This is a genomic window from uncultured Friedmanniella sp. (assembly GCF_964244285.1).
Classification (GTDB): Bacteria; Actinomycetota; Actinomycetes; order Propionibacteriales; family Propionibacteriaceae; genus Microlunatus.
The window spans coordinates 396,392-411,646 of the sequence record NZ_CAXTHT010000002.1 but is presented as its reverse complement, the minus strand read 5'-3'; the positions used below and the strand labels follow the sequence as shown (position 1 = coordinate 411,646).

Here is a 15,255-nt window from a genome sequence, read left to right as displayed (position 1 = left end):
GAGGTCAGGGCCGCGAGGTCAGGGCCGCGAGGTCAGGGCCGCGAGGTCAGGGCCGCGAGGTCAGGGCCGGCGACGTCGGCGGGCGAGCCAGAGCAGCCCACCACCCGCCAGCAGCAGGACGGCGCCGGCCGCCGGGACGATCGTGGACACGCCGCCCGTCGCCCCGAGCGCGGCGGGCGCCGAGGCGTTGGCGCTGCTGGCGACCGGCGTGGTCGAGGGTGCGTCGGTCGCCGCCACGGTGGTGGTGGAGGTGAGCCCGACGCTGACGGCGTCCTCCACCGGGTGCTCCTCACCCACGGTGATGGGTGCGGTCAGGGAGTCGGCGTACAGGTCGGAGTCCGCGCCGCGGTCGGTACCGACCGCGGTGGCGGTCGGGTGCAGTTCCGGTGAGTAGCGCCGGATCCGCAGCTGGTAACGACCGGCGGGCAGCGAGCTGAAGTCGTAGATCCCCTCGGCGTCGGTGGTCGTGGTGGCCACGACGGCGCCGGCCGCGTCGAGCACCTGGACCTCGACCCCTGGGATCCCGTGCTCCCCGGGGGAGAACAGGCCGTCACCGTTGAGGTCGTTCCAGACCCGGTTCCGGATCGAGTAGCTGCCGACGACACCGGCACCGACCGTGGCGTCCACGAAGTCGGCGTCGACCGGTCCGAAGTCGCGGGCCGGTACGAGGTCGGTCGAGGCCTGGTCGAGGACGAACGGTGCCGTGGTCCTGGTCCTGGGGTCCGGGTCGGAGTCGATCGCGCGGTTGCTGCCGACGTGCGCTGCGGTCAGCTGGCGGTGGGCACCGAGGTCGTCGAAGCGGAGGCGGTACGTGCCCCGGTCGAGGTTCTCGAACCGGAAGGCCCCCGAGGCGTCGGTGGTCACCGTGGCCTGCGGGGCTTCGCTGCCCGCACGGAGCAGGGTCACCCGCGCTTGACCGGCCGGCTCCCCGGCCTGCTGCAGGCCGTCCCCGCTGGAGTCCTGCCAGACCGAGGATGCGATGGCGTAGCGCACCGGTGCGATGCCGGCGTCGATCGTGGGGTTGATGTAGTCCGCGGACACATGGTCCGCCGCAGTGGCGGGCCGCACGTTGGCGGCGCCCAGACCGAGGGTGAAGGGCGGCGTCGCCCCGGTGTAGTCGGGATCGGAGTCCGCGGCCGCGCTGCCGACGCCGGTCGGGCTCAACCGGAAACCGGAGGCGATGCCGCTGAACTGGACCGAGTAGACGCCCGGCCGCAAGCCGTCGAAGAGGTAGCGGCCGTCCCGGCTGACGGTGGAGTCCAGCACGGTGCCGTCGGCGCCCAGCAGCTGCACGCTCACCTGCCGCGCCGGGAGCTCGCCGTCGTCCTGGGTGCCCTGTCGGTCGGCGTCGAGCCAGACCCGGTCGCCGACCGCGAAGGTGGGGGCCGCGGCCTCCGAGGGCGGCGGGGTGGGTGCCGGTGCGGGCGCGGGCACGGGTGCCGCCTCGGTGGACTCCGGGGCCGAGGGCGCCTCCGTGCTCGGGGTCGCGCTCGGCTCGGGCGGTGCGACGACGCCGAAGTGGACGGTCTCGTCGGAGGAGGTGACGTCGACGGTGGTGCTCAGCGCCTGGAAGGTGTCGCTGGCGGGCACGGGCTCCAGACCCAGCGAGGACGGGATGTCGGCCACCACGAAGTAGCGGCCACCCTTCAGGTCCTGGTCCGGCTTGAGGACGTACTCGCCCTCGTCGTTCGTGGTGCCGGTGGCGGTGGCGCCGCTGACGTCGGTGACGGTGATGTGGATCCCGCTCTGCGCCTCGTCACCGCTGTCGACCTCGCCGTTGCCGTTGACGTCGCGCAGGACCTGGACGGTGATCGTGCCGTCGGTCTCCTCAGCCGACGCCGGGAGGCAGACCCAGGCCGGCGCAGCCAACGCCAGCAGACCGGCCGCGCAGGCCGAAGTCAACAAGCGTGGAGGTCGTAGCACGGGCACCTTCAGGTCGCAGGGTCACCATCCGGGGGATCTCCACTTCAGCTGGGTCAGGAGCGCCCCGAACGCCCCGATCTGCGCTCAATATAGACAGACGCCGCCGCGATCTGCACATCCGCGGAAAAGCCCTGGCTCAAACGTTATCCTCTGGCGCCGGGCCGGACGACCTGGGTCTGGGCCGCGACGTCGTGCAGCGCCTGCCGTCGCGGCTGCCAGAGCGGGAACAACACGTCGAGCAGCTTGAACAGGATGAGAGCGCCGTAGAGACCCGGTGCCGCCCAGACGCCGGCCCGGACGAGGACGGTCCGCCAGGACAGAGGCGTCCGCTCCCGCCCGAGGTCCTGGACCACCACCCGGAGGCCGCAGGCCAGCTTGCCGGGGGTCGCCGCACGCCAGCGCAGGAAGATCACGTGGTAGGCGAACGCGATCGCCACCTGGATCAGCGCCAGCCGGATCTGGTCCCCGGCCGGGATCAGCGAGTTCGGGTCGACCGTCGGTGCCATCTGGCCCTGCTCGGCGGCCCGGACCGTGTCGGCGAGATAGGTCGAGAAGGTCCGGATGATCGGGATCAGCAGCGGCAGGCTGGCGAGGGTGGAGACGAGGGTCAGGATGATGTTGTCGATCGTCGCGGCCAGCACCCGCCACCACCAGCCGGCCAGCGGGACGCCGTCGGCGGTGGCCCAGGCCTGCCTCGCCCCCGGTTGCGGTCCTGGCCGGTGGGCACTCTGCTGCCCGTACCCCGGCTGCCCGTGCCCCGGCTGCCCGTACCCCGGCTGCCCAGTGCTCTGCTGCCCGTACTCCTGGTGCGGGTAGCCGGGCTGTGCCGGCGGCGCGGCCGGAGCCGGGGGGTAGGAGGAAGCGGTCTCGGCTCCCTCACGGGCCCGGGTGTTGCGCGACCACTGCCAGCCGTCCCAGTAGCGCTCCTGCCGCCCGTCGGTCGGGTCGGCGTACCAGCCCGACGGCGCCGCGTGGCGACCGGGAGGGACGGGCGGGCTGCCGATAGGGATGTCTGACACCGTCCCATCGTAGGTGGGCAGCGGCTTCCGACCGCGCTGCACGCAGCGGCGTCGAGCCGCCCGGACGGGCCCGACCACACACATTCGGGCCGCATCGACAGCGGTCTGGGCAGCTCCGGCCCGCCTGCGCTATACATATAGCCATCTTGTGGCGGCTGAGCCGCACGAGGCAGACGCCTCACTGATCAGCGTGAGATCGGGAGCACCAGGGACCATGCGAACACCAGCCGACCGGCCCACCCCCCGCCCACCGGCCGGAGCGGCGACGTGACCGCGCTCTCGGCGGCGACGCTGGGCTCGCTCTCGGTCCTCGTCCCCTCCTACGACCGCTCGGCGGTGACCACCGGGATCGTGCACTTCGGCGTCGGCGGCTTCCACCGGGCGCACCAGGCGATGTACCTCGACCGGCTGATGGAGCAGGGTCAGGCCCTGGACTGGGGCATCTGCGGGGTCGGGGTGATGCCCTTCGACCTGGCCATGCGGGACGCCATGGCAGCGCAGGACTGCCTGTACACCCTGGTGCTCAAGGACCCGGCCGGCGGCTGGGAGCCGCGCGTGGTCGGTTCGATCGTGGAGTACCTGTACGCCCCCGACGACCCGGAGGCGGTGATCGAGAAGATGGCCGACCCGGCCACCCGGATCGTCTCGCTGACCGTCACCGAGGGCGGGTACAACTTCTCCCCCGTGACGGGTGAGTTCGACGCCACGAACCCGGCCGTCCAGGCCGACCTGCAGCCCGGGGCGGTACCGGCGACGGTGTTCGGCCTGGTCACCGAGGCGCTGGTGCGTCGGCGCGAGCGGGGCGTCCCGCCCTTCACCGTGATGTCGTGCGACAACATCCAGGGCAACGGCCACATGGCGGCCGAGGTCTTCGGCGCGTTCGCCCGGCTGCGCGAGGAGGCCGGGCGGAGCGAGCCCACCGCGGACGCCGGCCTGGGCGCCTGGGTGGCCGAGAACGTCCGGTTCCCCAACTCCATGGTCGACCGGATCACCCCGGGCACGACCGACACCGACCGGGTCGAGATCGCCGAGCGGTTCGGCATCACCGACGCCTGGCCGGTGGTCTGCGAGCCCTTCACCCAGTGGGTGCTCGAGGACACCTTCGGCCAGGGCCGGCCGCCGCTGGAGAACGCCGGTGTGCAGGTGGTGGCCGACGTCGAGCCGTACGAGCTGATGAAGCTGCGGCTGCTCAACGCCAGCCACCAGGCCCTGTGCTACCTCGGCTACCTGTCGGGCTACCGACTGGTGCACGAGGTGGCGCAGGACCCGCTGTTCGCCACCTTCCTCCGGGCCTACATGGACGCCGAGGCCACCCCGACGCTCTCACCGGTGCCGGGCATCGACCTCGACGACTACAAGACCCAGCTGGTCGAGCGGTTCTCCAACGAGGCGGTGCGCGACACGGTCGCCCGGCTGTGTGCCGAGAGCTCCGACCGGATCCCGAAATGGCTGCTGCCGGTCATCCGCAGCAACCTCGCCGCGGGCCGGCCCGTCCGGCTCTCCGCCGCCGTGGTCGCGGCCTGGGCCCGCTACGCCGAGGGCGTGGACGAGCAGGGGGGCCCGATCACTATCGTCGACCGGTTCGCCGACCAGCTGCAGGCTCTGGCCGGCCGTCAGCACGAGGAGCCACTGGCCTTCCTCGGCCTGCGAGACCTGTTCGGCGACCTCGACCAGGAGCCGGTGTTCACCGCCGCCTACCTCGAGGCGCTGGACTCGCTGCACCAGCACGGTGCCCGAGCGACGGTCGAGCGGTTGGTGGCGGCCCCGGCAGCCGGCGGCTGAACCGGTTCGGGCGGCGCGGCGCGGGGTAGCAGGTCGGAGGTCCGCCCGCCCCACACCTCCAGGAGTGCCCCGTGGCTCAGCAGCCCGCTCAGCAGCAGGACGTCCCCGGCGTCCAGTCGAGGATGACGCCCCGGCCCGACTGCGGCGAGGAGAGCTACCGGGGCACCGGCCAGCTGAGCGGGAAGGTCGCCGTGATCACCGGCGCCGACTCCGGCATCGGCCGGGCCGTCGCCATCGCCTACGCCCGCGAGGGTGCCGATGTCCTCATCTCCTACCTGAACGAGGACTCCGACGCTCGTGAGGTGGCTCAGCTCGTGGAGGACGCCGGTCGCCGAGCCGTCCTCGTCCCCGGCGACCTCTCCGAGCCCCAGCACTGCCGCGACATCATCGCCACCGCGGTCGAGCAGCTCGGCGGCGTGGACATCCTGGTCAACAACGCGGCCTTCCAGATGAGCCACCAGACGCTGGAGGAGATCCCCGACGAGGAGTGGGACTACACCGTCGCGACCAACATCAGCGCGTTCTTCCACCTGGCCAAGGCCGCCGTGCCGCACATGTCGCCAGGGGCCTCGATCATCGGCAGCTCGTCGGTGAACTCCGACATGCCCAAGCCGACGCTGGCCCCGTACGCGGCGACCAAGGCCGCCATCGCCAACTTCTGCGCGAGCCTGGCCCAGATGTACGGCGAGCGGGGCATCCGGGTGAACAGCGTGGCCCCCGGTCCGGTCTGGACGCCGCTGATCCCGGCGACCATGCCTGCGGAGGAGGTCGAGTCCTTCGGCGAACAGGTGCCGCTGGCCCGGGCCGGGCAGCCCGCCGAGCTGGCGCCGGTCTACGTGCTGCTCGCCTCCGACGCGGGCAGCTACGTCTCCGGGGCCCGGATCGCCGTCACGGGCGGGAACCCGATCCTGTGACCGGGGACCACCGCTGACCCGTCGTGACGCCGGCCGCCTCATGCGGGCGGCGGGAGCCCGGTCGGGCGTCCTGGTCGGCATCGGCACGGTGGCGTTCGTGGACGAGACGGTGTTCCACCAGCTGCTGCACTGGCACCACTTCTACGACCGGTCTACGCCGACGGTCGGGCTGGTCTCGGACGGCATCTTCCACGCCGTCGGCTGGTTCGCCCTGGTGGCGGGCCTCTTCTGGTTCGCCGCGCTCCGCCGGACGGAGGCGCTCAGACCCCGCCGCTGGGTCGGTGGGCTGCTGACCGGGGCGGGCGGCTTCCAGCTCTACGACGGGACGGTCCAGCACAAGCTGCTGCGACTGCACCAGATCCGCTACGACGTCGACCTGCTGCCCTACGACCTGACCTGGGACCTCGTCGCGGTGCTGCTGGTGGCCGTCGGGGTGCTGCTGCTGGTCCGGACCCCCAGCCGACGGCGAGGAGCGGCGCGTGCCTGAGGGCCAGCGGCCCGGCCGGCGCGTCGGGCGGCGCGGCTGGCCCTGGTACCGGGCCGTCAGCGGGCTCACCGGGGTCACGGCGCTCCTGGTCGCGACCGTGGGGCCGCTCGAGTCCGCGGCCGACACCTCGTTCGTGGCCCACGCCGTGGCGCACGTGCTGCTGGGCATGCTGGGCCCGCTGCTGCTGGTCCTCACAGCGCCGGTCACGCTGGCGCTGCGGACGCTGCCGGTACCGGCGGCGCGACGGCTGAGCTGGCTGCTGGCCCGCCGTCCCGTCCGGCTGCTGACCGAGCCCTCGGTCGCGGTCGCGCTGGCCGTCGGCGGGCTCTGGGTGCTCTACCTGACCCCGCTCTACGCACTGAGCCGTGAGCACCAGGTCGTGCACCTGCTGGTCCACCTGCACCTGCTCACCGCCGGCTACCTGCTGGCCGCCGCCCTGGTCGGGCCCGACCCCGCGCCACACCGCCGCTCTCCCGCTCATCGCGCGGTCGTGCTGGTCGCCGCGGTGGCCGGTCACGACATCCTGGCCAAGTACCTCTACGGCCACCCGCCCCTGGGGGTGGCCACGGCTGCGGCCGAGTCGGGTGCGATGGTCATGTACTACGCCGGTGACGCGGTCGAGGTGGCCATGATGGTGCTGCTCTGTGCCGACTGGGCCCGTCGAGGCGTCAAGACCCCGCGGGTCCCGGCCCGGTTCAGTGTCGGGCGCAGCCGCCTGGGGTAGGAACAGGACATGCCTGCCTCTGCTCTCGGTCCGGCGCGCACCCGCGTGCCAGTCCGGACCATCATCGCCACCATCGGCCTCGTCCTCGTGACCGCCATCGCCCTGCTGCTGCTCTACCAGGTCCGCGAGGTCCTGGTCTGGATCGTGATCGCGATCTTCTTCACCACCGCGCTCTACCCGGTCACCGGCTGGGTCGAGCGGCGCGTCACCGGCGGCCGGCGCACGCTCGCCACGCTGCTGGTCTTCCTGGTGGTCGTGGTGGTGATCGCCGCTCTGCTGGCCGTCTTCGCCGTCCCGCTGGCCCAGGAAGGGGCGAGCTTCGCCACCCAGCTGCCCGGGGTGATCGACGACGCCCGCAACGGCCGGGGGGTGGTCGGCAGGCTGATGGACAGAACCCACATCCTCAGCTACGTCCAGGCGCACCAGGACAAGATCACCGCCTTCGTCAGCGGGCTCACCACCCCGGCCGCGGGCGTGCTGCGCGGGGTCGCCACCGGCGTGGCCGGGGTGATCACGGTCTTCGTGCTCACGCTGTTAATGGTGCTGGAGGGACCGAAGGTCGTCGACGGGGCCCTCAACCTGATCGAGGACACCGACAGCCGGGAGCGGGTGCGCCGGGTCGGCGCGGACTGCGCCAAGTCGATCACCGGCTACATCTCGGGCAATCTGCTGATCAGCATCATCTGCGGCGTGCTGGCCTACGCCGTCCTCAAGATCTCCGGAGTCCCGTTCGCCGGGCTGATCGCCCTCTTCGTGGCCCTGGCCGACCTGATCCCCCTGGTGGGCGCAACGCTCGGGGCCATCGTGGCGCTGATCGCCGCCGCCGTGCACTCGGTGCCTGCGCTGATCGCCGTCGCGGTGTTCGTCGTCCTCTACCAGCAGCTGGAGAACCACGTGCTGCAGCCGGTCATCTTCGCCCGGACCGTGAAGCTCAACCCGCTCGCCGTGCTGGTCGCCATCCTGGTCGGGGTGGACCTCGCGGGCATCCTCGGCGCCCTGCTGGCGATCCCCGTGGCCGGGATCATCCAGGTCGTCCTGCGCGACGTCTGGGACCACCGGCGCGGCCGGACCAAGGAGGAGGTCACCGTCGGTGAGGACGAGGCGCCGGCCGTGGCCTGACCTTCCTCCCTTCCTCGTCGGTCATCGACCAGAAGACGCGGCAACGCCGGTGACCTCACGGTCACCGGCGTTGTTCGTCCTACGAGGTTCGTCCTACGAGGATCGTCCTACGAGCTCGCCCCGCGGAGGGATCAGACCTCGTCGAAGCCGGCGCGGTCGACCCGGCGGTGGTAGCGCATGCCCGCCAGTCCGCCGAGCATCGCCCCCACGAGGGCGATCAGGGCGATGGCCACCACCGTGACGATGGTGCCGCCGGTGAGGGTGCCGGTGCTGACGGGCAGCCGGAGACCGGAGACCCGGCTCATCAGCGCCGAGGTGTTGCCGGCGAAGAAGCCGATGACGCCGAGGACGACGGCGAAGATCACGGCCCACAGCCAGACGCCCAGGCCCTGCTTCAGGCCGCTGAACCGAGCCATCCGAGCCGCGACGTAGCCGCCCGCGACGTAGGCGATGAGCACCACGATGAGCAGGACGATCCCGCTGACCAGGCCGACGGTGCGGAGGTTCTGCGCGTCCGTGGCGGTGTTGAAGATGCCCTTCATCCCGAACGCGGTGGCTACCGCGGCCAGCAGGCCCGTCAGCAGGACGGCGGTGCCGGTGGCGGTCAGCCAGCCGAAGAAGGAGCAGCCGAACTTCATCCCGCCGAACTGCTCCTTCTGGCGGGCGACGAGCTCATGGTGGCCGCCGGCCGCAGCGGCTCCGGTGCCGGTGGCGCCGACGTTGGCGTTGCGACGGGTGCGGTCGTCGGTCCTGCTGGGGTTGGGGTTCACGGCACTGCTCATGGAACGGTTCTCCTTCGATGCTGCATGCGGCTGGTACGGGGTCTGGACGCGAAACTGCCGCCGCTCCCAGCGTAAGGGAGCAGCGGCAGCATCTGCGGTACATGTGAGGCGAGGTCAGTGCCTGTCGGTCGTGGTGCCGTCGCCCTCGAGCTCGATCTTCTCCTTGCGGACCTCTTCGCTGACCGTCTGCTCGTCGGTCACCGTCTCCTTGTCGAGGCGCACCCGCTCGACCGCGACCGTCTCCTTCGAGACGACGGGCTGCTCGGCGTGGAGGACGACCTCGTGCTCCTCCTCGCTGATGCTCGGGCCCGCGGTGGCCTCGCCGACGTTGTCGTCGGTGATCGGCTCACGCTCGATCCGGACCTCCTCGTGACTGACCGGCACGGTCTGGGTGACGTTCTCGGTCACGACGTACTTGCGCAGCCGCGCCCGACCGGTCTCCTTCGCCGTGGTACCCACGGTGACCTGCTCCTCGGAGCGGGTCATGGCGTCGTCGGTGGTGGGACCGGAGGTGTCGTGGCCGACGGTGCCGCGGCTGCTCTCGTAGTCCGCCCCACCGTCGGCGCCGCCGTCCGCACCAGCGTCGGCGCCGCCGTCAGCCCCGCCGTCGGCGTCGTAGCCGCCGGTGGTCGAGGTCACGCTGTCGCTGTAGTCGGCGTCCGCGCCGTTCTCGACGTAACCCGCGCCGACCGAGCTGTCAGTGCCCGTCCCGGTCGTCGTGGTCGTGGTGTCGGCGAAGCCGGTACCGGTGGTCGCCGAGCCGCTGCCGAGACCGTAGTAGTCGTAGAGCTGGTCCTCCTCGGCCGGCGACAGCGAGCCGTCGGGGTCGACCTTGGGGGCGGCGCCGATCTTGTCCTTGTCGTAGCCGACGGTGACGTCGTCACCGCTGACGTCCGCGCCCTCGAGGGGTACGAAGGACTCCTTGGTGCCGAAGAGGCCGGTCTTCACGGTGATCCAGCTGGGCTCGCCGGTGGAGTCGTCGAGGTAGATCTGGCCGATGCTGCCGATCTTGTCGCCGCCGGTGCCGAGGACGTTGCCGCCCGAGCCAGCGAGGGTTCGTGCCTGGTCAGTGGTCAAGCTCACGAGAGTTCCTCCTAGAAGACGACCCGGAGTGGCCGTCGGTTTACGATGTAAACGTCGTCGTTTCCGACTGTAGCCCCACCTGTCGGGGCTTGGGCACCACCCCCCGGGGTGGTGCCAGGCCCCTGCTAGCCGGTGATGCCGAGCCGATCCGTCACGCCGCTCAGCACCGACGTCGGCCGCTGCTGCTCGCCGGCGAAGCTGCTGATCACGAGCAGGACGCCGGTGAGGGCCGGGATCGCCCACTGCAGCTGCTTCAGCTGCGCCTGCGCCTTGGCCACCTCGGGCGGGGTGGCGGGGTGCGGCTCGGTGCCGGCCGCGACCGGGACGTCGCCGTGCTTGGAGATCTTGCTGCCCAGCACCCGGCTGTAGCCGGTCGCACCGAGCGCGGCGACCGTGACGACCGTCTTGACGACGGACATGGCGCCGACGCCCTGCTGGCTGAAGATGCGGGACTTGTTGCCGGAGAGCTGGCCGACCGAGCCCACCAGGTGCGCGCCGATGGCGGCGGCGTTGACCGGGGTCCAGGCGTCCCAACCGGTGTTGGTGACCGCGCCGGCGGACCGGCTGTCCGAGGCCGCGCTGGCGGCCTTGTTGAGCGCGACCGCGTTGGCCAGCGTGCCGCCGAACCAGGCGGCCAGGCCGACGTCGTGCAGCGAACGGGAGACGACATTCGTCTTCATGGTGCTCCTTACGAGGATTGCGGAATCTCCGGTTCCACTACCCACCGCCCCTGCCCTCACACATGCCTGCCGGTCCGCTCCGTACCGGTCGCGGCGGTCAGGGCCGGCCCATCCCCCGGTAGGTCCAGCCGGCCTGGCGCCAGGTCTGCGGGTCGAGGACGTTGCGTCCGTCCAGGATCAGCCGGTCGCGGACGAGCTGGCCCACCTCGACCGGGTCCAGCGAGCGGTACTGGGCCCACTCGGTGACCAGCACGACCGCGTCCGCGCCCCGCAACGCGTCCCTGGTGTCGGTCGCGAAGCCCAGCTGGGGGTGCAGCCGGATCGAGTTCGGGATCGCTGCCGGGTCGGTGGCCACGACGTGCGCACCGAGCCCGTTCAGCCGGACGGCCACGTCCAGCGCCGGTGAGTCGCGGACGTCGTCGGACTCGGGCTTGAAGGCGAGCCCCAGGACCGTCACCTTCTTCTGGTAGACGGTGCCGCCGAGCGACTCGACCACCATCTCGACCATCCGCTCGCGGCGTCGCAGGTTGATCTTGTCGACCTCCTTGAGGAAGGCGATCGACTCACCGCGCCCGAGCTCCTCGGCCCGGGCCGTGAACGCCCGGATGTCCTTCGGGAGGCAGCCGCCGCCGAAACCGATGCCCGCGTTGAGGAAGCGGCGTCCGATCCGCGTGTCGTGACCGATCGCGTCCGCGAGCGCGGTGACGTCGGCCCCGGCCGCCTCCGCGATCTCGGCCATCGCGTTGATGAAGGAGATCTTGGTGGCCAGGAACGCGTTGGCGGACACCTTGACCAGCTCGGCCGTGGCGTAGTCGGTGACGATGAGCGGCGTGTCGTGGGCCAGGGCCTCGGCGAACACCTCGTCCAGGAGCTTCGCGGCTCGGACCCCCTCCTCACCGGCGGCCACGCCGTAGACGAGCCGGTCGGGGCTGATGGTGTCCCGGACCGCGTAGCCCTCGCGGAGGAACTCCGGGTTCCAGGCGAGGGTGGCACCGCAGCCCGCCTCGTCGAGCCGGGCGGCCAGCCGTGCCGCCGTGCCCACCGGCACCGTCGACTTGCCGACGACCAGGTCGTCGGGCCCGAGGTGGGGCAGCAGCGCCTCGAGAGCGGCGTCGACGTAGCTGAGGTCGGCGGCGTTCTCGCCCTTGCGCTGCGGGGTGCCCACGGCGATGACGTGCACCGCGGCGCCTTCGACGTCAGCGATGTCGGTGCTGAAGCGCAACCGCCCGGTCTGGGTCGCGGACCCGAGGATCTCGTCCAGCCCGGGTTCGAAGAAGGGCGCGCGCGCCCCGGCCAGCAGCTCGATCTTGGCGGCGTCGACGTCGACACCGACGACCTCGTGGCCGAGCTGAGCGAGGCAGGCAGCGGTGACCGCTCCGAGGTAGCCGCAGCCGATGACAGAGATTCTCACGGGCGCTCCTTGACGAGTCGGCACCGATCCCCCCGCCGGCGCCGGGGCCCCACAGTAGTGGAGTCAGTCCCGCCGCCCGGTCACCGCCCACTCGCGGATCCGGTCGATGCGTTCCTGTAGCTCCTCGGCGCTCGCGATGGCGGTCGGCGGGCCGCCGCAGGCGGCGCGCAGCGAGGCGTGGATCACCCCGTGGGGCTGGTCGGTCCGGTGGTGCCACGCAGCGACCAGCCCGTTCAGGTCTCTGCGCAGGCCGCGCAGCTCCTCGTGCGTGCTGCGCGTCGACGCCTCGGTCCCGCCCTCCTGCGGCGTCCGGGAGAGGTGGTTGGCCTGGTGGCGACGCAGCAGGTCCTTGACCTGGTCGGGCTCGAGCAGACCGGGCAGGCCCAGGTAGTCCTGCTCCTCCTCGCTGCCCGCCTGCGCGGTGAGGCCGAACTCACCGCCGTCGAAGACCACCCGGTCGAAGTCGGCCTCGCTGCCCAGGGCCGTGAACTCCCCCTCCGGCACGTCCGCCTCGCTCAGGGTCCGCTCCGCGGCGACCAGCAGCTCCGCCTCATCGACCTCGGCGGTGGCGCGCAGCACGTGGTCGCGCTCGCGCTCCATCTCGGAGGCGTAGAGCAGCAGGCTCGGCACGCTGGGGACGAAGACCGAGGCGCTCTCCCCCTTGCTGCGGGCCCGGACGAAGCGGCCGACGGCCTGGGCGAAGAACAGCGGTGTCGAGGTCGAGGTCGCGTACACCCCGACCGCGAGCCGGGGCACGTCCACCCCCTCCGACACCATCCGGACCGCCACCATCCAGCGCGCGTCACCGTCGGCGAACGCGCTGATCTTCTTGCTCGACTGCGGCTCGTCGCTGAGCACGAGCACGGGTCGGGTACCGGTGATCGTCCGCAGCAGGTCGGCGTACGCGCGGGCGGCGGTCTGGTCGGTCGCGATCACCAGGCCGCCGGCGTCGGGGACGTGGCTGCGGATCTCGGTCAGCCGGGTGTCGGCCGCCCGGAGCACGGCGGGCATCCAGGAGCCCTGCGGATCCAACGCCGTCCGCAGGGCCTGGCTGGCGAGGTCCTTGGTCAAGGGTCCGCCGAGCCGGGCGGCGACCTCGTCCCCCGCGCTGGTCCGCCACTGCATCTCACCGGAGTAGGCCAGGAACAGCACCGGCCGGACGATGCCGTCGGCCAACGCCTCGGCGTAGCCGTAGCTGTAGTCGGGCCGTGACCGCAGGGCACCCGAGCCGTCCGGCTCGTAGCGGACGAAGGGGATCGGGTTGGTGTCGGAGCGGAACGGCGTCCCGGTGAGCATCAGCCGACGGGCCGCCGGCTCGAACGCCTCGCGCACCGCCTCACCCCAGCTGAGCGCGTCCCCGGCGTGGTGGACCTCGTCGAGGATGACGAGCGTCTTGAACCCCTCGGTCCGGATCCGCAGGGCCAGCGGGTTGGCGGCGACGCCGGCGTAGGTGAGGGCGACGCCGACGAAGTCGCGGCTCGTCCGACCCTGCTTGACCCCGAAGGCCGGGTCGATGGCCAGGTGGATGCGGGCCGCGGCCTCGGCCCACTGGGTCTTCAGGTGCTCGGTCGGGGCCACCACGATGATCCGGTCGATCTGGCGTCGGCTGAGCAGGTGGGCCGCCAGGGTCAGGGCGAACGACGTCTTGCCCGCACCGGGCGTGGCGACCGCCAGGAAGTCGCGCGGATTGGTCTCCAGGTACTGCTCGAGCGCGGCGGTCTGCCAGGCGCGGAGGTTCTTGACGGTGCCCCAGGCCGCGCGGGCGGGGAAGGCCGGCGGCAGCCCGGTGGTGGCGGTGAACGCCTCGGCCGCTCGGCCCGGGGGGACCTGGGGGGATACGGACACCCGGAGGACCTTACGCGGTCATCGCGGGGCGAACTCGTTGCGCACCGCGCCGATGCGCAGCGACGCGAGGCCCGCCAGCAGGGCCACGACGGCCATCGTGGCCAGCAGCGTGCCGAAGGTGCGGGGCAGGTTGCCGCTCGCGTGCAGCGCGGCGAAGACGGAGCCGGCGATGCCGACGAACACGCTGGAGCCGAGCGCGTCGAAGAGGTTGAGGGACGAGGCGTTGCGGCCCTGCTCGGCCTCCTCCGACAGCGTCATCACCGCCAACGAGGTGCTCGAGACCGACAGTCCCATACCCAGGCCGGCGAAGACCCAGCCCACGCCCACCAGCCAGAACGGTGCCGCCGGCACGAAGGCCAGGCCGGCGGCCGCGGCCAGCCCGAAGGCGACCGCGAGGCAGCCCACGGTGATCAGCCGGTCCCGGCGGAACGGCAGCCACGGCCGGGCCTGGACGAACGAGCCGAAGGTCCAGCCGACGGCGCCCGTGGTCAGGGTGGCGCCGGCGAGGATCAGCGCGACCCCGCGCTGCTCGACCAGCATCAGCGGCAGGAACGCCTCGCCGCCGAAGAACGCGCCCGGCAGCAGCCCGCGGACCACGATGACCTGGGAGATGCCGCGCGGCAGCCGGAGGAAGCCGGGCGGCATCAGCCGGGGCAGGGACACCAGCAGCGCGGCCAACCCGACCACCAGCAGGCCCAGCGCGACCAGGTCCAGCCGTTGACCGGCCAGCTGCAGGGCCGCCGCCCCGACGGCGACCACCAGCGCCGACCACAGCGGCGCCGGCGGGCGCGCGCCGGGTTCGGGGCTGGACGGGACGAACGAACGCATCAGCGTCAACATCGTGGGCAGCACCATCGCACCGCCGATCAGCACCAGGGGCACGACGGCGAAGAAGACCCAGTGCCAGCTGAGGCTGCGGGTCAGCCAGGCCGAGACGGGCGGGCCGACGAACGCCGGGAAGATCCAGGCCGTCGAGATGTAGCTGAACATCCGGGGCCGCTCGATCGCGCTGAACACCTGGGCGACGCAGACGAAGATCGAGACGTTGAGGGCGCCGCTGCCCAGGCCCTGGACGAAACGGCCCACGACCAGCTGCAGCATCGTCGTCGAGGTACCCGCGACCACGAGCCCGACGGCGAAGACGGCGAGCCCGACCAGGAACGGCTTGGCCGGCCCTACCCGGTCGGCCAGGCGTCCGCCGATGACCGTGGCGGCCAGGCTGCCGATCAGGATGGCGGAGAACGCCCAGGCGTAGTAGCGGAGCCCGTCCAGCTCCCGCGCGGCGACGGGCATGGCGGTGGCCACGGCGATGGTCTCGAAGGCGATGGACACCACGGTGGTGCAGACCCCGACGGTCAGCCGCCGCCGGGAGACCGCCGGACCCGGCCCCGGAGCGAGGTCGACCGTCGTCCCACCGGGTGCGGAGGAGGAAGGATCGGCGGCAGACATCCCCTCAGTTCAGCACCTCTGAGGCGGGCTTCGCGAA

The 15,255-nt window shown here is 72.1% G+C and carries 13 protein-coding genes; 5 read left to right on the top strand and 8 right to left on the bottom strand.

The window, feature by feature from the left end; all coding sequences use genetic code 11:
* Positions 1-60 precede the first annotated feature (60 nt).
* Together ACFE7W_RS06180 and ACFE7W_RS06175 are read right to left on the bottom strand one after the other, a co-directional pair.
* The gene (locus tag ACFE7W_RS06180) at positions 61-1,905 is read right to left on the bottom strand and encodes an SdrD B-like domain-containing protein (protein ID WP_375423915.1); all 1,845 of its coding nucleotides are present in this window, start codon (positions 1,903-1,905) and stop codon (positions 61-63) included.
* Between the two features lie 161 nt (positions 1,906-2,066).
* The gene (locus tag ACFE7W_RS06175) at positions 2,067-2,942 is read right to left on the bottom strand and encodes an RDD family protein (protein WP_375423914.1); all 876 of its coding nucleotides are present in this window, start codon (positions 2,940-2,942) and stop codon (positions 2,067-2,069) included.
* A gap of 267 nt (positions 2,943-3,209) precedes the next feature.
* Here ACFE7W_RS06175 and ACFE7W_RS06170 point away from each other — a divergent pair, with 267 nt between their 5' ends.
* The 5 genes from ACFE7W_RS06170 (at position 3,210) to ACFE7W_RS06150 (ending at position 7,968) form a co-directional block, all read left to right on the top strand.
* Complete coding sequence (locus ACFE7W_RS06170; protein ID WP_375423913.1) at positions 3,210-4,724, top strand: mannitol dehydrogenase family protein; 1,515 nt, start codon at positions 3,210-3,212, stop codon at positions 4,722-4,724.
* A gap of 71 nt (positions 4,725-4,795) precedes the next feature.
* Positions 4,796-5,638, top strand: coding sequence for an SDR family oxidoreductase (locus ACFE7W_RS06165; RefSeq protein WP_375423912.1), 843 nt, complete (start codon positions 4,796-4,798; stop codon positions 5,636-5,638).
* Positions 5,639-5,678: 40 nt separating this feature from the next.
* The gene (locus ACFE7W_RS06160; protein WP_375423911.1) at positions 5,679-6,125 is read left to right on the top strand and encodes a DUF2243 domain-containing protein; all 447 of its coding nucleotides are present in this window, start codon (positions 5,679-5,681) and stop codon (positions 6,123-6,125) included.
* The gene (locus ACFE7W_RS06155; RefSeq protein WP_375423910.1) at positions 6,118-6,849 is read left to right on the top strand and encodes a cytochrome c oxidase assembly protein; all 732 of its coding nucleotides are present in this window, start codon (positions 6,118-6,120) and stop codon (positions 6,847-6,849) included. Before ACFE7W_RS06160 ends, ACFE7W_RS06155 begins: the two co-directional genes overlap by 8 nt.
* Positions 6,850-6,858: 9 nt before the next feature.
* A complete protein-coding gene (locus ACFE7W_RS06150) occupies positions 6,859-7,968 on the top strand; it encodes an AI-2E family transporter (RefSeq protein WP_375423909.1) in 1,110 nt (369 codons plus the stop codon).
* A gap of 131 nt (positions 7,969-8,099) precedes the next feature.
* Here ACFE7W_RS06150 and ACFE7W_RS06145 read toward each other — a convergent pair whose 3' ends face one another.
* The 6 genes from ACFE7W_RS06145 to ACFE7W_RS06120 all read right to left on the bottom strand — a co-directional run bounded on the left by ACFE7W_RS06145 (position 8,100) and on the right by ACFE7W_RS06120 (position 15,218).
* Complete coding sequence (locus ACFE7W_RS06145) at positions 8,100-8,750, bottom strand: hypothetical protein (protein WP_375423908.1); 651 nt, start codon at positions 8,748-8,750, stop codon at positions 8,100-8,102.
* A 114-nt stretch (positions 8,751-8,864) separates the two neighbouring features.
* A complete protein-coding gene (locus ACFE7W_RS06140; protein ID WP_375423907.1) occupies positions 8,865-9,833 on the bottom strand; it encodes a DUF2382 domain-containing protein in 969 nt (322 codons plus the stop codon).
* Between the two features lie 125 nt (positions 9,834-9,958).
* Positions 9,959-10,513, bottom strand: a complete 555-nt coding sequence (locus ACFE7W_RS06135) for a hypothetical protein (RefSeq protein WP_375423906.1) — start codon at positions 10,511-10,513, stop codon at positions 9,959-9,961.
* A 97-nt stretch (positions 10,514-10,610) separates the two neighbouring features.
* Complete coding sequence (locus ACFE7W_RS06130; RefSeq protein ID WP_375423905.1) at positions 10,611-11,924, bottom strand: UDP-glucose dehydrogenase family protein; 1,314 nt, start codon at positions 11,922-11,924, stop codon at positions 10,611-10,613.
* Between the two features lie 63 nt (positions 11,925-11,987).
* A complete protein-coding gene (locus ACFE7W_RS06125; RefSeq protein WP_375424213.1) occupies positions 11,988-13,706 on the bottom strand; it encodes a DEAD/DEAH box helicase in 1,719 nt (572 codons plus the stop codon).
* A gap of 81 nt (positions 13,707-13,787) precedes the next feature.
* Positions 13,788-15,218 (bottom strand): MFS transporter, encoded by a 1,431-nt coding sequence (locus ACFE7W_RS06120; protein ID WP_375423904.1) that lies wholly within the window; start codon positions 15,216-15,218, stop codon positions 13,788-13,790.
* Positions 15,219-15,255: the final 37 nt, after the last annotated feature.

Bases quoted from the DNA above. Each gene is read 5' to 3' on its own strand.
- ACFE7W_RS06160 (WP_375423911.1), top strand. From the start codon at position 5,679: ATGCGGGCGGCGGGAGCCCGGTCGGGCGTCCTGGTCGGCATCGGCACG.
- ACFE7W_RS06150 (WP_375423909.1), top strand. From the start codon at position 6,859: ATGCCTGCCTCTGCTCTCGGTCCGGCGCGCACCCGCGTGCCAGTCCGG.
- ACFE7W_RS06145 (WP_375423908.1), bottom strand. From the start codon at position 8,750: ATGAGCAGTGCCGTGAACCCCAACCCCAGCAGGACCGACGACCGCACC.
- ACFE7W_RS06135 (WP_375423906.1), bottom strand. From the start codon at position 10,513: ATGAAGACGAATGTCGTCTCCCGTTCGCTGCACGACGTCGGCCTGGCC.
- ACFE7W_RS06120 (WP_375423904.1), bottom strand. From the start codon at position 15,218: ATGTCTGCCGCCGATCCTTCCTCCTCCGCACCCGGTGGGACGACGGTC.